21 protein-coding genes are annotated in these 22,721 nt (G+C 38.2%); 10 read left to right on the top strand and 11 right to left on the bottom strand.

Features of this window, described 5'->3' with window-relative positions:
- Positions 1-9: 9 nt before the first annotated feature.
- Positions 10-2,823, bottom strand: coding sequence for a response regulator (locus B9A58_RS01165; protein WP_139793701.1), 2,814 nt, complete (start codon positions 2,821-2,823; stop codon positions 10-12).
- A 481-nt stretch (positions 2,824-3,304) separates the two neighbouring features.
- Between B9A58_RS01165 and B9A58_RS01160 the strand changes: the two genes are divergently transcribed.
- The 3 genes from B9A58_RS01160 to B9A58_RS01150 all read left to right on the top strand — a co-directional run bounded on the left by B9A58_RS01160 (position 3,305) and on the right by B9A58_RS01150 (position 5,932).
- A complete protein-coding gene (locus tag B9A58_RS01160; RefSeq protein ID WP_084370593.1) occupies positions 3,305-4,741 on the top strand; it encodes a thioredoxin-like domain-containing protein in 1,437 nt (478 codons plus the stop codon).
- Between the two features lie 109 nt (positions 4,742-4,850).
- Complete coding sequence (locus B9A58_RS01155) at positions 4,851-5,318, top strand: hypothetical protein (RefSeq protein WP_084370592.1); 468 nt, start codon at positions 4,851-4,853, stop codon at positions 5,316-5,318.
- Positions 5,319-5,374: 56 nt separating this feature from the next.
- Positions 5,375-5,932, top strand: a complete 558-nt coding sequence (locus B9A58_RS01150; protein WP_084370591.1) for a rhomboid family intramembrane serine protease — start codon at positions 5,375-5,377, stop codon at positions 5,930-5,932.
- Here the strand turns inward: B9A58_RS01150 and B9A58_RS01145 are convergent, their stop codons facing one another.
- From B9A58_RS01145 to B9A58_RS01120, 6 genes are read right to left on the bottom strand one after another with little or no spacing between them, the layout of a single operon-like run.
- Positions 5,933-6,748, bottom strand: coding sequence for an alpha/beta hydrolase (locus B9A58_RS01145; protein WP_084370590.1), 816 nt, complete (start codon positions 6,746-6,748; stop codon positions 5,933-5,935).
- Between the two features lie 52 nt (positions 6,749-6,800).
- Positions 6,801-7,685, bottom strand: coding sequence for a metal ABC transporter permease (locus B9A58_RS01140; protein ID WP_084370589.1), 885 nt, complete (start codon positions 7,683-7,685; stop codon positions 6,801-6,803).
- Positions 7,685-8,989, bottom strand: a complete 1,305-nt coding sequence (locus B9A58_RS01135; protein ID WP_084370588.1) for a metal ABC transporter permease — start codon at positions 8,987-8,989, stop codon at positions 7,685-7,687. The genes B9A58_RS01140 and B9A58_RS01135 overlap by 1 nt, the downstream gene beginning before the upstream one ends.
- Before the next feature lie 7 nt (positions 8,990-8,996).
- Entirely contained in the window at positions 8,997-9,788 is a 792-nt protein-coding gene (locus tag B9A58_RS01130; protein ID WP_084370587.1) for a metal ABC transporter ATP-binding protein, read from the bottom strand.
- Complete coding sequence (locus tag B9A58_RS01125; protein ID WP_245826961.1) at positions 9,785-10,669, bottom strand: metal ABC transporter solute-binding protein, Zn/Mn family; 885 nt, start codon at positions 10,667-10,669, stop codon at positions 9,785-9,787. Before B9A58_RS01125 ends, B9A58_RS01130 begins: the two co-directional genes overlap by 4 nt.
- Before the next feature lie 29 nt (positions 10,670-10,698).
- The gene (locus B9A58_RS01120) at positions 10,699-11,355 is read right to left on the bottom strand and encodes a metal-dependent transcriptional regulator (protein ID WP_084370585.1); all 657 of its coding nucleotides are present in this window, start codon (positions 11,353-11,355) and stop codon (positions 10,699-10,701) included.
- A gap of 214 nt (positions 11,356-11,569) precedes the next feature.
- Between B9A58_RS01120 and B9A58_RS01115 the strand changes: the two genes are divergently transcribed.
- The 5 genes from B9A58_RS01115 (at position 11,570) to B9A58_RS01095 (ending at position 18,527) form a co-directional block, all read left to right on the top strand.
- On the top strand, positions 11,570-12,739 hold the full coding sequence (locus B9A58_RS01115) for a DUF4856 domain-containing protein (RefSeq protein WP_084370584.1): 1,170 nt from the start codon (positions 11,570-11,572) through the stop codon (positions 12,737-12,739).
- Positions 12,740-12,804: 65 nt separating this feature from the next.
- The gene (locus B9A58_RS01110; RefSeq protein WP_084370583.1) at positions 12,805-13,914 is read left to right on the top strand and encodes an imelysin family protein; all 1,110 of its coding nucleotides are present in this window, start codon (positions 12,805-12,807) and stop codon (positions 13,912-13,914) included.
- Positions 13,898-15,277: an HTTM domain-containing protein gene (locus tag B9A58_RS01105; RefSeq protein WP_245826960.1), complete on the top strand. Its 1,380-nt coding sequence runs from the start codon at positions 13,898-13,900 to the stop codon at positions 15,275-15,277. Before B9A58_RS01110 ends, B9A58_RS01105 begins: the two co-directional genes overlap by 17 nt.
- Positions 15,258-17,732, top strand: coding sequence for a TonB-dependent receptor (locus tag B9A58_RS01100; protein ID WP_084370582.1), 2,475 nt, complete (start codon positions 15,258-15,260; stop codon positions 17,730-17,732). The genes B9A58_RS01105 and B9A58_RS01100 overlap by 20 nt, the downstream gene beginning before the upstream one ends.
- 24 nt (positions 17,733-17,756) lie before the next feature.
- Entirely contained in the window at positions 17,757-18,527 is a 771-nt protein-coding gene (locus B9A58_RS01095) for a sulfotransferase family 2 domain-containing protein (RefSeq protein ID WP_084370581.1), read from the top strand.
- A 7-nt stretch (positions 18,528-18,534) separates the two neighbouring features.
- Here B9A58_RS01095 and B9A58_RS01090 read toward each other — a convergent pair whose 3' ends face one another.
- From B9A58_RS01090 to B9A58_RS01075, 4 genes are read right to left on the bottom strand one after another with little or no spacing between them, the layout of a single operon-like run.
- Entirely contained in the window at positions 18,535-18,987 is a 453-nt protein-coding gene (locus B9A58_RS01090; protein ID WP_084370580.1) for a heme-binding domain-containing protein, read from the bottom strand.
- A gap of 36 nt (positions 18,988-19,023) precedes the next feature.
- Complete coding sequence (locus tag B9A58_RS01085) at positions 19,024-19,776, bottom strand: glucose 1-dehydrogenase (RefSeq protein ID WP_084370579.1); 753 nt, start codon at positions 19,774-19,776, stop codon at positions 19,024-19,026.
- Positions 19,773-20,603, bottom strand: coding sequence for a mechanosensitive ion channel family protein (locus B9A58_RS01080; protein ID WP_084370578.1), 831 nt, complete (start codon positions 20,601-20,603; stop codon positions 19,773-19,775). The genes B9A58_RS01085 and B9A58_RS01080 overlap by 4 nt, the downstream gene beginning before the upstream one ends.
- Positions 20,604-20,626: 23 nt before the next feature.
- Entirely contained in the window at positions 20,627-21,124 is a 498-nt protein-coding gene (locus B9A58_RS01075; protein WP_084370577.1) for a mechanosensitive ion channel family protein, read from the bottom strand.
- A gap of 126 nt (positions 21,125-21,250) precedes the next feature.
- Here B9A58_RS01075 and B9A58_RS01070 point away from each other — a divergent pair, with 126 nt between their 5' ends.
- Positions 21,251-22,093 (top strand): DUF4197 domain-containing protein, encoded by an 843-nt coding sequence (locus tag B9A58_RS01070; RefSeq protein WP_084370576.1) that lies wholly within the window; start codon positions 21,251-21,253, stop codon positions 22,091-22,093.
- 55 nt (positions 22,094-22,148) lie between these two features.
- Entirely contained in the window at positions 22,149-22,613 is a 465-nt protein-coding gene (locus B9A58_RS01065) for a hypothetical protein (RefSeq protein ID WP_084370575.1), read from the top strand.
- Positions 22,614-22,721: the final 108 nt, after the last annotated feature.

Raw genomic sequence — 22,721 nt, 5'->3', positions numbered from 1 at the left:
GCCGCTCAGCTACTTAAATTCTATGGGAGTTTTGCCAAATCTTTTTTTGAATTGGGTATTGAAATGGCTGACATTGTTCATTCCGATCGCTTTGGCTACTTCCGAAGCGCTACTCACATTCTTTTCTTTGAGGATCTGAAGTGCATATTGCATTCTTACTTCTTTGATAAATTCAAATGGCGTGCTATCCGTCATCTTCTTGATCATACGATAGAACTTGCGCTCACTGACTGCAATCTGATCGGCTAAATAATTCACTGATAAATTGGGATCATCAATTTTTTCAAGAATTAAATGCTCTACCTTTTTTAGTAAAGATTGCTCTATTTCATCAAGCGTTTGTTGATTGTTTATGAAGAGAGCTCCTTCATTGTTGTTGTTCCAAATCTCTTTCCTGTTCAGTAAATTTTCAATTCTTTTAAGGAGCTCTTCAGGATTGAAAGGTTTACAAAGAAAATCATTGACGCCCTGTGACAGCACCTTGGTTTTGTCTTCTTCAGACGTTCTTGCTGAAAGAACCAGAGCCGGTATTTTTCTGAGCTTATCGCTCTCTTTCAGCTTTTCCAGTAGTTCAAATCCATCAAACCATGGCATCATGAGGTCTGTAATGATCAAATCAACCTCTTCTTTGTCCAGTACTTTAAGTGCCTTTTGTCCGTTTGGTGCCGTGAGTACATTATACTTTTTTTCTACTATGTTTTGAATGAATTCCCTTACTTCTGGATGATCTTCAACAATGAGCAGGGTTGCTTTATCTGAGGAGCGTTTATTTACATTAACAATAGGGTTGTCATTCCCTAATGGCTCGTCCAATTCACGGAATAGTACTCTCGTTTGATCACTATAGGTGAGCGCATACAGTTGAGTAAGGTTCTCAGATGGAACTGATTCTTGCTGAATTGTGATTATAAATTCGGAACCTTGGCCAAGTTTACTTTTCACCTGAATATTTGCATCATGCTTGTTGATGATTTCTTTAACCAATGCCAGGCCTATGCCAAATCCTTCTTGAGTTTTGAAGGTGGTATCTGGTGCTTGATAGTATCTTTCAAAAATATAGGGTAAGTTCTGCTCAGGTATCCCTTCGCCAGAGTCAATCACAGATATTAGTAATTGATCGCCGTCTTTATTTAGTGCTACCGTCACGGAATCATCCTTTTTTGTATGCTTTAACGCATTGGTAATCAAATTGAATAGGACCTTTTCAAATTGAGAAGGATCTATATGCACATAAGAATCTCCTTCAAAAATAGATTTTGAATAAGAGAGGTGTACACCTTTTAACTCGGCCATTGAATTGAACATTTTGACAAAGAGATTCAACATCTTATCAATGTCAACGTATTTTTTATTGATGGCTAATTTCCCATCTTCCAATTTGATCAATTCATTAATCTCATTAGTTAGGTGAATAATTCGTTCTCCGTTGAGCAGTCCTGTCTTCAGCTGCCTTTCTGCTTTTTCTGTAAGCAACAAATCCTCACTTTTCAATACCTGTTCTATGCCGCCCATTATTAATGTCAATGGTGTTCGAAGATCATGTGAAATATTCGCGAAAAACCTGGATTTGGCCTCATCCAGTTGCTTTAACCTGTCAGACTGTTGCTGTATTTTAAACGAGAGTCTTTTGTTTATCAAATAGGTTCTATAGATGATCAACGCAATAACCACAACCAAAAATAAGCCAAGACCCACACTATAAAGGAGAATATTTTGCGCTCTTATGGTTTCTTGATCTGCAATTTTTTGTTGCTTAAGTAATTCATTTTCATTAGCTCTTTTTTCGGTCTCTAACCGCATTTGTATTTTATACTTGTAGCTATTGTTTTGAATCCGTTCAATAGAGTCTTCTATTTGTTTGAAATTTTCTTGAACAAAAATGGCTTCCTTGTACTTTTCATCCTTAATTAATGCCTTGTACATTAATCTTGAAAAAAATACAGCAGCATTCAAATCTCCTATGTTGTACGCTATTGGAATCTGTGATTCGCATAGGCGGTAAACTTCAGAGTACTCTTTTAGATTGTAGTGGATATAGGCTAATTTTAATGAACAGTCCAGTGAGTGGTCTATTGAATTGATAGAAAGATAGCCGTCGTATGCCTTTTGATAATTGAAATAAGCTTCTGAATACTTTTCTTGTATGAAGAAGTTATATCCCAAAGATCGTTGGGCGTAATATTGATCTTTAAGTTTGTTTTGCGTCAATGCTAACTTCAATGCACTGTCCAGATACAATTGAGCCATCGCATAATTTTCGTTTCTAGTATACAGTCTGGCAATTTGCGTGTAATTATGACTTTCAGCTTGAACGTTATTTTTTTTTAGCAATTCATTAGCCTGTACATAGTATTTTAATGCCTCATCATAATCTTCTAAGTTGTTATATATTAAGCCAACACTAGAAAGCACCTTGGAAACTTCAGAATATCTTTTTTCTGAATCATAAATCTTCTTTGCTTTAAAATAACAATCTAGTGCAATATCGTAATCGTCAAATTGGTAGTAAGCGTTGCCGAGGTAGCTATAAGTATATCCTAAAAGGGAATCCTTTTTAGGATATCTGAAAATAAACTCTCTGGCCAAAGAAATGGACTCAAGGTAGTTTCCTGATAAATATTCACTCTTTACTCTATTGTACAAAAGTTCATAATAAAGCGTACTAAACTTTTCTCCTCCAAGTATTATACTTTCAGATTCATCACTGAGTAGGTTATAAGCCATGTCAAACTCCTTGTAATTGACAAGTGAGTCAAAAGTCTTGGTGAATTTTTCGTATGATGTGTTATTAGTTTCTTGAGCTACAACATTGTGGCTAAGCACCAAATATGTATAGACTAGAAAGATAGGTTGGTATATAATATTCTTTATCAATTAATTAATACTAATATTTCTCAAAATGCTGCTTTTCTAATTAATTACGCCCGTCTGGTACTGGAGGTGGATCATTTTCATCATCCTCGTCTTCTGGCAATCTACTGATGTAGTTTAATTCATCAATAAGTTTCATAGCTTATGTATTTAAGTTTAAAATTATTTTAATGTCAAGGTAGTTAAACATTGATATTTCATCAAATTTTTTCTAGTCTTTGATTGGCATAGTATGGTTGTATTCTGGACATTTGGGGCAACAAATAAAGTATCTGTCATGAGGCCATCAATGGCTACAAACAATGTCTTACACATCTAATAGGTAGTTAACCACAGATGAATGAGATGAGCTGACAGTTAAAAATTTGTTAATTACTTAGCTACTTGAGTCAATTTTGTTTGTTTTACGTTCCTAAATCATTAATCACATTTTATGATGAACAAAACTAATTTGTTAAGCCTGTTTACTCTCCTATTTATTTGCTGTCATCTTATAGGGTCAGCACAAGATATTGATACTGAAAAGCGAGCATACAAGATTGAAATTATTGTTGAAGGTATTGAAGACAGTGTAGCTTACCTGGGTTACTACAGAGGAGATAAAAGATATGTATTGGACACCACATCAATTTCAAATAAGGGTTACATGCTTTTTGAAGATAAAAAATTGATCAAGACTGGTGTTTATTTTCTGTATACAGGCTCTTACACCATGGATTTTTTAATTGATCGTTCGCTGGAATTTAGTCTTACCACTAAAAGGGAAACCACATATCCCGATTTATCAATTGAAAATTGCCAAGACAATGAGCAATTCAAAGCGTTCCAGCTTGTAATGATCAATCATCAGCAAAATATGAAAGAGCTGACTAGTACTCTGGATTCTACCAGTGTATCGTCTGATACCCTGCGGGTGAGAAAAAGAATGTCCGAGTTGAATGAGCTGAATACGAACAAACGGGATAGTCTGCTTCAGTCGTTTGGTGATACGTATATGAGTCAAATTTTGATCATGATGGCCAAATCGCCAGAGTTAGAGATTGATTCAGACTCACTCACTATGGAGCAGAAAAAGGCTCAATACAATTATTATAAAGATCACTTTTTTGATGGTATTGATTTTAGCTCTGATGGATTGATTCGTGCACCTAATTTTTATGGAAAAGTTAGAGAATATATTGAGCGGGTAACTTTTCAACATCCCGACTCAATTATTGCCTCTATAGACTACGTACTGGCTAAGTGTGAAAGCAATCCAGAACTCTTTAGATTTTGGATGGGTACTTTTTTTCAAGAGTATCAAAACCCAAAGATCATGGGAATGGACAAAGTGTTTGTACATCTATCAGATAATTATTATCTGAACGGAAAAATTGACTGGGCGGATAGCACTTTGCTTGCTGAGTTGGAAAAGGAAATGAAATTTCAAAGAGAAAATCAAATAGGGCTCAAAGCGCCTCAAATTCATCTCATTGACACATTGGAAAACAGGACGAGTTTGTATGACATTAAATCAGATTATATGGTGTTGTATTTTTATGACCCTGACTGCGGACACTGTAAGAAGAAGACCCCTGTACTCTATGACCTTTACAAAAAAATGGAAGGTGATTTCGACGTAGCTGCCATCACGGTAGGAACAGACATAAAAAAGTGGAAAGATTTTATAAAGAAATTTGACCTCAAAGGATGGACCAATTTAGGAGATCCTTATTACAAAAGTAATTTTCGTGTGCAGTACAATGTACGCAGTACACCACAAGTTTATATTGTAGACAAGGATAAAAAAATAATCGCCAAAAAACTAGACGTCGAGCAAATTGAAAATTTCATAAGTGATCGAAAACGGATGGATCAATTAAGCCAATAGGGGATTTACTTAGTGCGCTCGTTTAATACGTAAATTACATTGAAAATTTTCTGATTTAGTTGAATTAGTTTATTTTCGATTTTTTAAACCAATAATAAATTTCAATCAGATGATTAAGGAATTCAACACGTTGCGTGATGATGAAATAGAGGTGTTGCTGAAGGCTCCAGTCTTGGTATCTATTCTTATAGCAGGAGCCGATGACAAGATAGACAAGACTGAAATCCATCAAGCTGTGGAAATTGCTAATAGCAAACAATCTAGAGCTAGAGAACAACTTATCGAATACTACAAAGAGGTAGGTAAAGATTTTAAAGAGAAGTTTGAGCAAATAGTAAATGAGATGCCTGACTCACCTGAAGGTAGATCTGAAATTATTGGCAAAGAGTTAAGAAAATTAAACTTCATCTTACCTAAAATCGAACATAAATTTGCCATCAAATTACACGCAAGTTTGAAAGATATGGCTAAGAAAGTAGCAGAGGCTTCAGGTGGTATATTAGGCTATATGTCTGTGAGCTATGAAGAAGCAAAACTGATGGAACTGTCAATGATTGACGATCCCTCGGATTACTAAAATCCTGAAAACAATAACCCCGCAAGTCGGGGTTTTTTTTGCTCCAAACCTGAACTATGTACACCAGATATCGAGCTGATATAATTTACCCGCTACGTTTGACATTTGTCATTTGGTTGGTGTTCACCTTTCAATTTTATTCTCACGTCGATCTTGGGTTTCTGGGCATTTATCCAAGAACCATAGAGGGCCTAGTAGGCATTATTACTGGACCTTTGGTTCATGGAAATACACAGCATATATTGTCTAATACATTGCCTTTGTTGTTCTTAGGGGTAACAATATTTATTTTTTACAATCGGATTGCACTTTGGGTATTTGCGAATTGCTATATCCTCACAGGCATATTGGTTTGGTTTTTTGGAAGACCATTTTATCATATTGGCGCAAGTGGGTTGATTTATGGTCTGGCTTTCTTTCTTATTTCATTTGGATTGTTTCGAAAAGATTTTCGCTCATTGGCTATTTCCATAATAGTCGTTATTCTCTATGGAGGATTAGTTTACGGCATGCTGCCCACAGTTTCAAATATTTCTTGGGAGTCACACGCCTTTGGTGCTTCAGTAGGGATTGGACTCGCCTTTATGTATCGCAACACACGTAAGTTGGATTAACTATAAGTTTAATACAAATCCATAAATCTGCTTGGCATAGTCAGATTCGTTAATGGTGAAGTTGTCCATTCTGGAAGCTACATCAAATTGATACAATTCTTTGAAATCCAAAGAGGTGGCGTTCATGAGCTTATCCATATCTTCTGAGGAATATAAAAAGTTTTTTGAGCCATGAAGATAGAGGATGCCGCGCAAATTTTTTCCAGGTGTTTTTTGCACTACTGTCAAGGCATTAAAATCATTGTTTTCTATACCATCTGGCAATGTCATTACCGCATTTATTTTTCCAAATTGAGCTTTTAATGCAGTGAAATCCACAAAAGGTTCATCCGCAATAATTCCTGCTATATCTTCTTTTTGATACCCTCTGCTTACGGAAATACCAGCACCTATTCCCCAGCCATAGGCAATGAGTTCGTGATGAAATCTATTTTCACAATAATTGTAAACAGCATCAAAGTCATCGTAAAATTCCTTGTACACATATTGAAACTTATTAATCTTAAAGTCACTACTTTGACCAAACCCACGATAATCATAGATCACCACACTAAAACCGTAATGCACTAGGATTTTCACACGCTCCAGATAATCACCCATATTGCCGACACCATCATGACTGATAATCATGAGTTGATCACCCAAATCAGATGGGAAATACCATGCATTGAGCTGAGCACCACCACTAGAGGGTATGGTAAGCTTTTCGTATGTCATATGAAAATCATGGGGCGTATGATTGTAAGTGCGTTTAGGAGACAGTGCCATGAGCACAGTAGAAAAAGTTATTATAGTCAAAAGGACAATCAATCGCATAGTAAAAATTCAATTTGGGTTAAAGAAAGCATTTTTCTTTTGGAGAAAAAAATCAAGCATTAGGTTTAGCTAATTTCCGTCGAATGGCGATAGATACTATTCCTTCAGAAGGAGAGAATAGAAAGGCAATCAAAAACAATAGGCCAGCAACTGTAGACATGGCGCCAGCAATAGATCCATCCAAAAGGACAGCCAGATAATACCCAGCAGCTGATACTATGACGCCCAATAAAGCCGTTACTACCAACATTTTTGGGAAGCTATTGGTGAGCATATAGGCCGTGGCTGGAGGAGCTATGAGAAGTGCCACCACCAGAATTGCACCCACAGATTCAAAAGATGCAACTGTGGTGAGAGAAACTGCTGCCATCAACAAATAATGCCAAAGCACTGTAGATACTCCAATGGCAGTAGCAAATGCAGGGTCAAAGGTAGTGAGGTACAATTCCTTATACCCTAAGACAATAAATCCAATAATGACCAAAAACACAAAGCCCGAAACATACAACACCCGTGGCCCTAATATCACACCAGAGTCTGTAATCCATAAATCAAGCGGCACGTATGCGATTTCACCATGTAGCACACAATCCTGATCCAAATCGACTTCATTGGCGAATACAGAGATCAAAATAACACCAAGGGCAAATAGCCAGGTGAAAGTAACACCAATTGAAGCATCAGCCTGTAAATTTCCTTTTTTATGAAAAAATTCAATTAATACAGTCGTTAAAATGCCTATGACACCCGCACCCAAAAGCATCACCACAGAATCCCTACTTCCGCTAATCAAAAAAGCCAATACAATCCCAGGCAGTACTGCATGAGATATGGCATCCCCAACCATCGCCATCTTCCTAAGAATGAGAAAACATCCCAATAGTCCACAAGTAATGGCAACTAAAGAGCCTGCAGTTATGATGTATAGTGCATCCATTAATTCTTAATTGGTTTATTGTATGGAATATTGGATTCATGAGGATCACTGGTAGGGTATTGCAAGAGGGCCTCTAATCTTGCTTCTAATTCTGGGGTAAGAATATGCTCGATATTATCCGCATCCTCGTGCACATGATCTGGCGCGATACGCAAATATTTGGTCAGATAGACCTCCCAAAGTCTATGTAGTTTCACAATCCTTTGGCCTTTTTTCTGACCTTGACTTGTCAACTGCCAGCCTCCATTTTGGTATTTCAAAAACCCTTGATTGGTTAATTTGTTGAGTCCTGATAGGAGGGTGGGTGTTTTTATTGGTCGCTTAGCTTGAATCTGTTCTCGATTTCTTTGCTCTTCAAAATTGTTATCGATTTCCCCTAGTTGATAGAACAGTTTAAGGATATTCTCACTTAGAATACGTTTCTTGATTTTTGACTGACGAACCAATTTGTACAGAATTCCCTTTTCGGGCGCAACGAAAAAGGAGACTATAGCGATCATTGATATCACCATCACAATCCACGGCCCAGTGGGCATAGAGGGAGCTACATAAGAAATATATGCGCCACTCACTCCAGAAAAAGCCCCAAAAATGGCAGCCAAAAGAAGCATGATATTCAACTTGTTGGTCCAGAATCTTGCAGCAGCAGCTGGAGTAATAAGCATAGCAGCCATCAGAACAACACCTACAGCTTGTATGCCTGTCACTACCGCTAAGACAGTTAAAGTTGTTAGGGCCAACTCAAGTCGTTTGACTGGAAAACCAATGGATTTAGCAAAATCTTCATCAAAGGAGATTAAGGCAAATTCTTTATAAAACAGTATCACACCTAGCAGAAGACAAATACTGATCACACTAAAGATCATTAAATCCTGACCCACCAAAGCTGCCGCCTTTCCAAACAAGAAAGAATCCAGACCGGTTTGAGCAGCATTGCCTGAATGCTGAATCATGGTCAACAACAGGATGCCAATTCCAAAAAATACAGAAAGGATAAGCCCAATGGCTGTGTCTTCTTTAATTTTTGATTTTCGCGTAATCACATCTATCAAAATCAGAGACAGCCATCCCGTGATGAATGCCCCAGTAATTAGATATATCGGATTTTTGGTGCCAGATATAAGGAAGGCCAAACAAATGCCTGGCAATACAGCATGTGCAACTGCATCTCCAACTAGTGCCTTTTTCTTTAGAAAAGTGAAACACCCAACCAGCGCTGAGCTAATCGCTAACAATACTGATCCTCCAGTAACATATCTAATGTTCGGATTCTGAAATGAGAAAAATGTGATAAGGTCTTCCATCAATAGTCTAGGTCAAATCACGTGTTGGAAATTGTTGTTTTTTCAGAAGATTCCCAACCTCAGAAAGAATACTCAGTTTGCCACCATAAGTTTCTTGTAGTAGTTCTTGAGTGAAAGCCTGATCAATGGGGCCAGACGCAACCAATCTGGTGTTCAATTGCACCACCCAGTTGAAATATTGGGAAACAGTTTGTAAATCGTGATGTACGACTACCACAGTTTTGCCTTCTTCAGACATGTTCTTCAGGATGTTGATAATGGTCTTCTCTGTTGCTGCATCTACACCTGCAAAAGGTTCATCCATGAAATAGATTTCAGCATTTTGAGCTAAAGCTCGCGCCAAAAATACGCGTTGCTGTTGCCCACCAGATAACTGGCTGATTTGGCGACTGGCAAATTGCTGCATATTTACTTGTTCAAGTGCATAATCAGCTGCTTCATAATCGGCTTTTCTTGGTCTTTTAAAAAGGCCTAATTCAGCGTATCTGCCCATCACAACCACATCTCTAACTGATGCAGGAAAATCCCAGTCTACAGATTCCTTTTGAGGCACATAACTTACTCGATTTCTTATTTCAGTAATAGGTTGACCCAATAACTCAACCCAACCACTGCTCAGTGGAACAATTTCCATTATAGCTTTGATCAGCGTGGATTTTCCCGCACCATTGGGGCCAATTACACCTACCAAAGCTCCTTTGGGCAAAGTGAGGTCTACTCCCCATAGGACTGGTTTTCTACTGTAGGTAACCGTCAGGTCATGAATTTCCAAGACTGGGTTTTCGACATTTATAATCATTTCAGTGCGTTTACTATGGTTTGAACATTGGTATGAACCATACCAATATAAGTGCCTTCAAATTGGCCAAAAGGCCCCATGGCATCAGAATATAAACTTCCACCTATGATCACATCATGTCCGTTCTGTTTGCAACCTTCCACTACTGCGTTGATGGCTTTCTTAGATACTGAAGTCTCAATAAAAACGGCTTTAATTTCATTTTCAACAATAAGATTGACTAAATCAGCAACGTCTTTTAGACCTGGCTCAGATAGGGTAGAAATCCCCTGAAGTCCTTTAACTTCTATGTTGTACGCTTCTCCAAAGTAGCCAAAAGCATCGTGCGCAGTGATCAGCATTCTCTGTGACTCAGGTATTTCTTGTATCGCAGCATTGACTGCAAGATGTAAGGAATCTAAGGAGTTCAGATAGGAAACTGCATTTTGATCGTAATAAGCTTTGTTTACGTCATCTATGAGGATCAGATTTTTGTGCACGTTTTTTACTGCTTCTTTCCATAGAGATACGTCAAACCAGATATGAGGATCGTAAGTCCCAGGATACAATTCACTGGCACGGAACCTGGAGGTTGTTATATCTTCAGACACGGCCTTCACAGATTTAATGCGACCTAGTTTTTCAAATATTTCACCCATTTTGCCCTCCAAGTGCAAGCCGTTGTAAAATATCAGATCTGCCTCCTGAAGTTTTTTTAAATCTCCTTGTGTGGCTTTGTAGAGATGTGGGTCTACACCTGGCCCCATCAAAGCCAAAGCTTCAACGCTGTCACCAGCAATATTAATAACAGCATCATAGATCATACCCGTGGTAGTCACTACTTTGAGCTTGCCATTTCTGGCATTCTTATTTGGTTGGCATGCGCAGATTAAAACCGCCATAACCATTAGGTGTATATATGAATTGTTTTTCATTCTGTTACTAATAAATTGTCTGCTACTTGTTTTGAGATGAAAATGGTTTTCTGATTACTCAATTCTATTTGCATAGACCCATCAAAAGAGTTCTTTTCCTGTATTAAAATTTTAGTTCCTAGCGCAATTTGAATCTTGTCCAAATGTGATAGGAATTCCGAATCAGAATCTTCCACACCTGTGACCAGCACCGTTTTGCCTACTTGTATCTCTGATAAGGGTACTTTCTTTCCTACCACTATTTCTCCTCTTTCATCAGGAATGGGGTCACCATGAGGATCTATCCTCGGGTAGCCTAAAAACTTATCCAGCTTCTGGGTAAGGATGGGGGACTTGATGTGTTCCAGTTGCTCAGCAATATCATGCACCTCGTCCCAATTGAACTGAAGTTTGTCTACCAAGAACACTTCCCACAGGCGATGCTTTCTTATGATCTGTAAGGCCTCCTTTCTGCCCTTTACAGACACGTTCACTCCTTTATATTTCTGATAATTGACAAATCCCTTATCTGACAACTTTTTGATCATATCACTTACGGAAGCTGGTTTGGTTTGAAGTACCTCTGCAATGGCATTGGTGGATACATCAGATTTGTCAGCTTGTGATAAATGATAAATAGCCTTGAGGTAGTTTTCTTCTGCGTGACTTAACATTTACGTTCAAATGGGTTTATGCAAAGAAAAACAATTTTTAGATTAATCTAAAAATATATTTTGATGCTATTGAAATAGTTGCAATCACTACTTCTAGTGATTTTTATTTCGTATTTAGAATTTGTCTAGATAAAGGTTGTGTCAATTGGATTGCCATGTACTTTTGCAATATTATTTATAATCAGTCTTAATAAACATAATATATTTGCGACTTATGAAATTCAGTAAGATTTATATTGGTATACTATTCGGGGTAACATTGGTATCGTGTAGTGATGATGATACTACTCCATCTATTCAAACGCCAGATACATACACTTTTACCAGAGATGGAGCTAGCACAGTTTCGTTCAGTGGGCAGACCACCAGAATAGCTATGACACACGAACTGGGCACTGCCATAAAGGACGAGACAAAAAGTAAAGCCGAATTATTAGCTATGTTCGATCATGCTGAAGGTGATGCTGATTTCTCTGATGCAGACCTTAATGCTTCTGATAAAAACATCAGAAGTAAAACTGCAGCTTCTTCCGATTATTTTTCCGACAACGCCACTGACGCTGCGGAAATAAAAGCTCAAATTGATACCTGGATAGGCAACCAACATGATGAAGTATTTCCACAATGGGAGGCTTCGGCTTCAGCCGGAATGGCAGGCCAAATGGCAGATGGCACTTCTACAAGATATGTAAGTGCTGAAGGGATAGAATACAATCAGGTGATAGCAAAGTCTTTGATAGGTGCTCTTTTTGCTGATCAAATTCTAAATAACTACTTGAGCAACTCTGTTTTGGATGAAAGCACTAACGTGGAAGATAACGATGCTGAAGTACTAGCTGAAGGCAAGACATATACTACCATGGAGCACAAGTGGGATGAAGCTTATGGCTATGTATATGGAGGTACAGATGATGACCCAAGCTATTTGCTCAATTACATTGGTAGTGTAGATGGCAACGAAAATTACACAGGCATTGCCAAGACTATTGAAGATGCTTTTATTCTAGGAAGAGCGGCCATTGTAGCTAAAAACTACACAGTTAGAGACACACAAGTAGAAATCATAAGAGAGAACGTTTCAAAGGTGATTGCAGTGAGAGCTGTTCACTACTTACAAGGTGGTAAAGATTTGCTTGAAACACAGGAATTTGGTGGTGCTTTCCATGATCTATCTGAAGGTTTAGGATTCGTGTACAGTTTGCAATTCACTAGAAAACCTAATACAAACTCACCTTACTTCTCCAAGGAGGATGTAGAAGAATTTGTGGATGATATTCTGGCCAATGAAAATGGTCTTTGGAATGCTTCATCAACTACACTAGATGAGGTATCACAAGAAATAGTAGATGCATTTGGCCTAGTGATGGCTGAGGCAGCACAGTAAAGTAATTGATGATTTAAAAATATAAATGAGGCCATTATTACTATTGGCCTCATTTTTCAGTTTGTATGAAAGTATCTAAAATTCTCTTATCCGTTTTTACCATTGCCTTGGCTTCCTGTGATTCTGGTACCAATGAATCAACAGAAGATAGTTTTGATCGTGGAGCCATGCTCACTAATTGGGCAGACCACATCATTATGCCTGCTTATGAGAACTATTTAGATGAAATTGAAGCTTTAGTCATAGCGACAAATACATTCAATACAACTGTCAATGAAGCTAATTTAGCCTCCTTAAGAACCCAATGGCAATCGGCTTATCTGGCCTGGCAGTGGGTAGCTATGTTTGAAATAGGACAGGCAGAAACTGTCAGCTTGCAGAGTTATACCAACCTTTTCCCAACCAATTCAACAGAAATCGAAGCAAACATCACTTCTGGCAACTATAACCTTGAGCTTCCCTCACGCAGAGATCAGCAAGGTTTTCCGGCCATAGATTATTTGATTAATGGAGTTGGTGAATCAGAGGCTGCCATTGTTGGTATTTTTTCTGACACGCAGACTGGAGAAAAATATAGAAATTATTTGTCCGACATAGTGGGCAGACTGAATTTGTTGACTACTCAAGTAGTTGATGATTGGCAAAATGGCTACCGAGAAACATTTGTGAACAATGATGGATCGAGTGCAACTGGAGCAGTAAATAAAGTTGCCAATGATTACATATACTATTTTGAAAAACATCTCAGAGCAAGCAAAATCGGCATTCCCGCTGGAGTATTTTCTGGAACACCAGATGCCAAAGATGTAGAGTCTTATTATGGCTCAAGTTTTTCAAAAGCCTTATATGAAGAAGCATTGGCAGCAAGTCAGGCTTTTTTCAATGGACAGCATTTTGAAAGTAGTACCACAGGAGAGGGATTCAATAGTTATTTGGATTATCTGAATTCTATCAAGCAGGGAGAAGACCTGACCAAATTGATCAATGACCAATTTGTAACTATAGAATCAACAGGCAGTCATTTGTCTGATGACTTGTCAGAACAAGTAGAGACTGATAATGCCCTGATGCTCAATACTTATGATGAGTTGCAGAAGAACGTGATCCATTTTAAAGTTGACATGTTGCAGGCCTTGAATATCAAGGTAGATTATGTAGATGCTGATGGTGATTGATACCAGATCTTCATATCCCAACCAAACGATACAGGCCGCTCCACTAGCGGTCTTTCGTATTTTATTTGGGAGCCTCATGTTTATCAGTATGATTCGATTTTGGGCTTATGGTTGGATCGAAAAATTATACATTGATCCAGCATTTCACTTTTCTTATTATGGTTTTGAATGGGTAAAGCCTTTGGGTGAATTCACCTATGTTCTATTTTTTGTTTGTGGAATGTCGGCATTATTTGTTGCCTTAGGCTATAAGTATCGTGTCGCCATTGTGATTTTCTTTTTGAGTTTCACTTACATTGAGTTGATGGATAAGACTACATATCTCAACCACTACTATTTTGTCAGTCTGGTAAGCTTTCTCTTAATTTTTCTTCCTGCTCATACTTGTGCATCATTAGATGCTTTTAGCAATCCAAAACAAGCTTATGATCGAATTCCCAAATGGCATGCAGATGCCTTGAAACTCATGCTTGGTATTGTCTATTTCTATGCTGGCCTGGCCAAACTCAATTCAGACTGGTTGGTACATGCCATGCCGTTAAAAATGTGGCTGCCAGGCGCGTATGACCTGCCACTATTAGGTGATTGGCTACAGCAGACCTGGGTGCACTATGCGCTAAGCTGGATAGGAGCCTTTTATGATCTAACAGTGCCCTTTTTACTATTGTATGCTACCACCAGATGGTTTGGGTATTTTATGGTCATTGGATTTCATCTGCTGACGAGTATACTTTTTCCTATAGGTATGTTTCCTTACTTGATGATAGCTTGTACGCTGATTTTCTTCACACCAAATTGGCATGCCAACCTACTGAACAACTTGGGTCAATATGTACATTGGATGAATCCAAACCCAAACCCTGGTCGGGAACTGACCTTAAATTATAAATCTTTTAAGCAGAGGGCAAAAGTAAGCTTGATTATCGTTTTCTTTGCGCTCCAATTGACGATTCCATTCAGGTATTTAAGTTACCCAGGTGAGTTGTTTTGGACTGAAGAGGGATTTCGTTTTTCCTGGCGCGTGATGCTTATGGAAAAAGCAGGTGTGGCCAATTTCAAAATTGTAAACGGAGAAACTGGTCAATATTTTTATGTGGACAACAGTGATTTTTTAACACCATTTCAAGAGAAACAGATGTCTTTTCAGCCTGATTTCATATTGGAATATGCGCATCACTTAGGCAGGCATTTTATGCCACAGGGTCATAGGAATGTCGAGGTATATGTAGAAAGCTACGTCGCGCTCAATGGAAGATCTAGTCGTCCATTCATCAACTCTGAAGTTGATTTAATGAAAGAGAAAGAATCATTTGAACCTAAGCAGTGGATTTTACCATTCGAAGATGAAATTAAAGGTCTGTAGTATAGTGGGTATGTTGATGTTGCTGGCTCAAATTTCTTGGGCGCAATTTGAACTGAAGGGTAAAGTGACTGACTCAGTATCCAAAAAAGGTATTGCCTCAACTCAAATTTATATTGAGGAATTAAAGAAACTCGTTGATACTGACAAGGATGGAAACTTTCAGTTTAAGGATATTCCAAGTGGAAAGTACACTTTAGTTGTTTTCTCTTATCAATACGAAACACTCGCCACCCAAATTGAATTAAGTAAGAATCAAACCTTAGAATTTGAACTGAGCGAACTTACTACTGAACTCTCAGAGGTTGTTATTAATCAAAAGAAAGAGGAGATATTTGGTCTCAAGCGGCTACAGCCTGTAGAAGGCACAGCAATCTACGCGGGTAAGAAAAGTGAAGTAATCCTACTTGATCAGATGGTTGGGAATCGAGCCAGCAACAATGCCCGACAGGTTTATTCTCAGGTTGTGGGTCTCAATATCTACGAAAGCAATGATGGGGGACTACAGCTAAGTATAGGAGGTAGGGGGCTAGACCCAAACAGAACATCCAATTTCAATACACGACAAAATGGCTATGACATTAGTGCAGATGTATTGGGTTATCCAGAGAGCTATTACACACCACCTGTAGAAGGATTAGAAGAGATAGAAGTAATTCGAGGTGCTGCTTCGCTACAATATGGAACACAGTTTGGTGGTTTGATCAATTTCAAAATGAAAAAGCCAGTGGCTGACAAGAAAATAGAATTGAAATCACGCCAAACCATTGGCTCATTTGGCCTGTACACTAGTTTCAACAGTTTGAGTGGTACTGTTGGCAAGTTTAGTTATTACACTTATTTCAACTATAAGCAGGGCAATGGCTATCGTCCAAATTCTGAATTCGATTCGAAAAATCTCTTTGCCAATGTCAGATATGCTTTCAGTGATGAAACGAGTATCACAGCTGACTTTACGTATCTCAAATATCTGGCACAGCAAGCTGGTGGGTTAACAGATAGTCAGTTTGCAGACGATCCCATGTTCAGCAATCGCGAAAGAAATTGGTTTGAAGTGGATTGGAAGCTCTATGCTATACGATTGGATCATAAATTCTCAAATCGAACAGACTTCAGCCTCAACGTGTTTGGCTTAAATGCAGAACGAAATGCCCTTGGTTTTAGAGGGATTCCTGGTTTAGGAGGACTTAATAGAAACCCTGTAAGCGAACCAGACTGGAAGGATGAACAGGGAAATTATATTTATCCTAGAGATTTAATTAAAGGCACTTTCAATAATTGGGGAATAGAGGCAAGGTTGCTCACCAGATATGGTTTGTTCAACAGAGACGCAGTACTTTTGGTGGGTTCAAAATACTATCATGCTGAAAATGGCTCCATACAAGGGCAAGGAGCTGATGGTTCAAGCGCTGATTTTAGTTTCCACAATAGCCTTTCTGATTATCCTAATAATTCGAATTATATTTTTCCAAATAGAAATTTGGCCTTTTTTGGCGAAAACATCATCTACTTGAATGACCATTTTTCCATTACGCCTGGTATTAGAGTAGAGCATATTCTGACTCGAAGTAAAGGCACATATCTTGTAAACAGCCTTGGATCCAGTGCTGTGGATACGGATTCTACAGAATCACTTTCATTACCAAGAACTTTCGTGCTATTTGGTCTTGGACTAAGCAATGAATTCAACCCCAATCTGGAGCTTTACTGGAACTTCTCTCAAAATTATCGCTCAGTTACTTTCAGTGATATCAGAACAGTCAACCCCTCTTTTATTATTGATGAAAATATACAGGACGAAAATGGCTATACATCAGACATTGGGTTGAGAGGAAAGTGGAAAAAGTATGTTTCCTATGATGTGGGTGCTTATGTGATGATGTACAAAGATCGAATTGGTATTGTGTTTGACGATCGCGCCAATCGTGTCCGTACCAATATTGGTGATGCCATGATTTATGGGCTTGAGTTTTTTGTTGATTGGAATCTTATAGAAACATTTCAGGGGGATAATAAAAAGATGAAATTCAACTGGTTTGTAAATGCTGCATTCACAGGGTCTAGGTACCTCAACTCCATTGAGGGCAATAACAATGTAGATGGGCATAAGGTAGAATTCATCCCTGACGTCAATATTAAGACTGGACTCAATATGGGGTACAAAAACCTACTCTCCAGTATTCAGTTTACAAGCTTGTCCAAACAATTCACTGACGCCGAAAACTCAAATGTGGCGGAATCAGGAAGCGCAAGGGAAGGGGTAATAGGAGAGATTCCAGCCTATTATATTGTGGATTTCTCATTATCCTACGCATACAAAATGTTGAAGTTGGAAACAGGTATCAATAACCTGACAGACAATAACTATTTCACAAGAAGAGCCACAGGGTATCCTGGCCCGGGAATTATTCCTTCAGACGGAAGAAGTTTCTACTTAACTTTAGGCATCAAGTTATAGTTAGCCAAAAGCACATATCCAACAATGAAACAGTGGGTCTTATTTTTCTTTGTACTGATAAAGCATGGCAAATTGTTTCAACCACTTTTATACCCAGAAAACGAGATTGACCCAGACCAGGCCAAATGGAAAACGATAATGCTCAAGACACCAATTGTTTGCCAAATAGCATCCTTATTTGGACTCTATAGATTGAACAAACAATGGCCGCATTATGTATATCATTGGCCAGAAAAGAAATTGGCTTACATCTGGATATGTAAAACGGGAAGTACATCAATTTTGGCTGCTATGCTACAAGCGCATTATCCAGAGTGGGATGTTGCTTCAATGTCTGTGACTGAAATTCATCAGAAGGCTAAAGCGAATATGAAACCTTATGTTGAAGACGGGTTTGAAGTATTTACGATAGTCAGAGATCCTTATGATCGAATGGTATCTTGCTTCAAGGACAAAGTATGGAATCGGAATCAACAATCGTATTTTCATAGCTTGTATTTCGGGCTATTTTCTAATCAGACGTCTTTCGAAAAATTTGTCCATTTGATTAAAAAAATCCCAGATTCAATCAAAGAAATACATTTTTTACCTCAATATATCTCACTACAAAACGTAGGAAGAGTGAAAATTTTCAAAGTGGAAGAAATTGAAGAGAAGGCAGTCCCATACCTGATGTCTTACCAAATAGAATGGACAAATCAAAGGCTCAATAAGAGTCAAACCATAAATGTTTCAGATCAATCAAATATAGTAGCAGAGATCTTCTCTGAAGATTACGAGAGATTTGATTATTGAATTGCCACTATTTCACACCTGGCAAACTCTTGACCCAAGTGATTAATTTTTTCGTTTGTTCATCCGTAAGGCTGGCTTCACCATGGATCAAGGTATATGAAGTCAAAGGCATCTCACCTTCTTCCACTTCTTCGTAAAATTCTTCCAGTTTATGCAGCGCTTTCTTCTCTGAGTATGTGCCCCATTCTGACAAGTTGAAATGTTCACGACCTTCTTCAATATGATCTCCTATCCACCATGAAATAGGCGCAACACTTGTATACCAGGGATACTTTGTATGATATGAATGACAATCATAGCATGAAGTTTTGATGATTTGAGCAATTTCTGTAGGCGGATTCATAATTTCGATAAAATCATTTTCAGCAGCATAAGATGGGTTTTCTTTGTCTATGCCAAAGAATTGAATAATGATAAATAGTGCTAAAATGCCAGTGGAAATTTTTGTCTTTAGTGTCATTGAATTAATCTTAATTTGGATTCGAATATAGTAGTTTTAGATAGTAAATCCACCGTCTGCTGTATAAACACCCCCTGTGCAATAAGAAGAGGCTTCAGAGGCCAGAAACAACGCCAATCCGGCAATTTCATCTGATTCACCAATTCTTTGGAGGGGCAAGTGCTTCACAAATTTTTTAGTCAAGTCATCATTAGTCCAAAGGGCTTCACTAAACTTGGTTTTGATCAAACCAGGGCAGATCACATTGGCTCTAATGCCTTGTGGTCCTAGTTCTTTAGCCAATACTTTGGTCAGAGATATCAAAGCAGCCTTACTCACACTATATATGCCTAGATGAGCTTCTGGCGAAATGCCCCCCACACTGCTGATGTTGATAATAGATCCTCCAGCTTCCATGTGAGGCACGCACAGTTTGGCCAATTCAAAAGGCCCTTTTACATTCACATCCATGATTTTGTCAAATGCATCAGTGCTGGTCTGAACCACTGGACCAAACACTGGGTTGGTAGCTGCATTGTTTACCACAATATCAATTTTACCATACGCTTCCAAGGTCTGATCTACCAAATGTCCAATTTGATCCATATCGCCAGTATTACACGCAACACCTATGGCTTTAAATCCACCTTCAGTGATTTTTTCGGCCACTTCATCCACGGCCTCCTGTTTTCTGCTGGATACCACTACTTTGGCACCTGCGGCTGCATATATACTGGCCATGGCTTCGCCAATACCTTTACTTGCACCTGTTACAATTGCTACTTTGTCTTTAAGTGAAAATTTGCTCATTGGGTATGATTTGATTTAATGTGAATATCTGTTTGAGGAAAGGGTATTTCTATTCCATTCTTATGAAATAGGTCATAGATTTCGAATCTAATATCACTCTTGATTGACTCTATCTGCCACATATTTTTGCACCAAAATCTAATTTCTAAATCAAGAGAAGAATTGCCAAAATCTATGAACCTGGCAAATGGCTGAGGTTTTTTGGCTACTTCAGGATGGTTGGTAGCTGCTTGTTCTATTAAGGCTGTTGCTTTTTTTACGTCCGTGCCATAGGCAACTCCTACCTTAACCACAAAACGAGTGGATTGACGGTTATGTGACCAGTTGATCACTTTATCACTGACTAATTTGGAATTAGGCACTATGATAATGATTCCATCCCTGGTAACCACCTGAGAAGTTCGGATATTGATTTCTGTAATTTTGCCTACCAGTCCCTCCAATTCCACAATGTCTCCAATAGACACTGTACCTTCAAAAAGCAATACTAAACCAGAGACCAGGTCATTGAACTGCTGCTGCACCCCAAGTCCAAAGCCTACCAATAAAGCCGCCGAACCTGCCAATAGCAACGTCAGCTGAACACCTATCAGTTCCAGACCAATAGCAATAGCTGCTACAATGATTACGTATTTAATGATCTGATAAAAAGCCCAAGCCCGGCCTTCATCAAATTGACCAACTTTAATCTGCCTCTTGAAAAATCTTCTGAGCAGGAGCAAGGCCAGTTTGGTCACAATCACCACGCCTACAATGGCCAAGATATGATACACCATGATATTGATGTCTCCGAAATGGATAAGCTTGAATTGAAGGAATTCTTTCATGTGTAGTCAGGAACTAGTAAGTACTAATCCATAATTTCCATAATTGGCTTCTGTACTGCAAGATTATTGGGGTAAAAAACAATTTTTTTCTTCTCAACTTCAATGTGCAATGAGAAGAGTGTCATATCTACAATAGACCCCTCTACAGTATTGTCTCCATCTATAATTCTGATTTTGGAGCCGATCCTATGTGGAAAGCTAAAGAACAAAACGGCGCTGGCTGTAATATTGCTCAGGATAGACCAGCTAGCAAATAATGCGATACCAGCCACTGTGAAAAAAGAAGCAAAATAGATGGCAAGGCCTTCAAAAGTGATATTCCAGATAAAGCCAAGAATAATTAAGCTAACTATTAAAAAGGTGCTGTTGATGATCTTGGCAGTATCTGCTGCGCGACCTTTTTTGAATTTTCGACTTGTGGCAAATTTCTCCGTGTATCTTCTGGTCAGGAATTTGGCGATCGAATAAACAATCAGCAGACCAACTGATAAGACACTTTGTATGATTAACTTCTCTTGCATTGTGAATGACTGTCCTTTATTGTATTATTTAATATAGGGCCGAAGTTATGATTTAATTATTCAATTTATAATCACTGATGAAACAAAATCAGTCTAATTTTGATTGACTGAAAGAAAAATATTATTATGAAACTTACAAAAGGGATAATTGCAATTTCAATCTTGCTTTCTGCGATTGGATGTGCTGAACTAAAGACAATCCTAGACCAAAATTTGGGCTTGTCTAATGAAGAAATTGTAGCTGGTTTAAAGGAAGCCTTGAATATTGGGCTTGACAAATCAGTAACATCTGCCTCTACCGTGAATGGATATTTAAAAAATGAAGCTATTATGTTGATATTGCCTCAAGAGGTAAAATCCCTTCAACAGGAAATTAATGCTGGCTCAGTGTCCCTACTAAATGGTGCTGTGAAAGTATCCTACAAAAAGATGCTCGATACTTATGTGTCAGTAAACCCAAATTTGAATTCAGATCCATTCGATGAATTGGTAATAGCTATGAATAGGGGTGCCGAGCAAGCTGCAAAAAAGGCTGTGCCTATTTTTGGTGAGGCTATTAGCACCATGAGTTTCTCAGATGCACTTGGTATTTTAAAAGGAGGGGAGCAGTCAGCCACAGATTACTTTTACACTAAAACCAAAGCCAATTTACAATCAGCTTTCAGACCTGAAATCAAACAAGCCTTGAATAATACACATGCTACTGAAATCTACGGATCTGTTGCTGATTTTGTGAACTATGAATATGAGGTTAATTATTTGATTAACAGCTACACTATCAAAACAAGAGATTATTTGAAGTCAGAAAAACTACCAGCAACACTTGATGGTTATGCCACTGATAAAGCGATTGATGGGCTTTTCTACCTCATTGGGAATGAAGAGAAAAAGATTAGAGCAAATCCTATGGATTACACGAGTGCAATAATTAAGAAAGTGTTTTCAAGTGACGAAGCACAAGGAAATTAATCCTTTGATTCCTATCGACATTATATACATTTGTGGTTTGAACTGACGCAATAAGATGATCAAAGTTACCAAGTTACTTTACACCCTTTCCATTTTCGTTTTTCTCGCCATCCTACTTTATGTGTATGCATTTTTACCAGATCAGATAGGTGTATTTTTCGAATCCAATGGTGATGCCAGTGTATTGATCCAGCGTGCTGATTTTTTCTATGCGGCTTTGGGGTTATTTGTTCTCACGAATGGCGCTATTCTTTTGTACAGAAAAATGAATAGGGGCCACTTAAATCTTGGGAAGACGGATTTTGAAGACATGTCCTCAGCAGAATTGGTTTATCACTGGCTGATGGGGCTATCGTTCGTCATCAATGTGATTTACATCTTCTCTATCATGTTCGTGGGTATGTATCACAACTCAGAGCATTTTGACATCACCAACTATGTTGCTTTGATTTACATTGGGCCAATACTTTTGGCAGGTTGGATTTTTTGGTTTATTTATTTACAATTTTCAAAGAAGTAAAAAGTTCTTGTCTGTCAATTAGTTATCTAGATTGAATTAAATAATCAGTCAAATAATTTAATCGTTTTGGGGTTGACGCATAGGTATTTTGGGTTGATATTTTTACTC

The sequence above is a fragment of the Reichenbachiella faecimaris genome (assembly GCF_900176375.1).
GTDB classification, from domain to species: Bacteria; Bacteroidota; Bacteroidia; order Cytophagales; family Cyclobacteriaceae; genus Reichenbachiella; species Reichenbachiella faecimaris.
The sequence above is the reverse complement of the archived record's forward strand: the minus strand, read 5'-3'. Positions and strand labels throughout refer to the sequence as shown.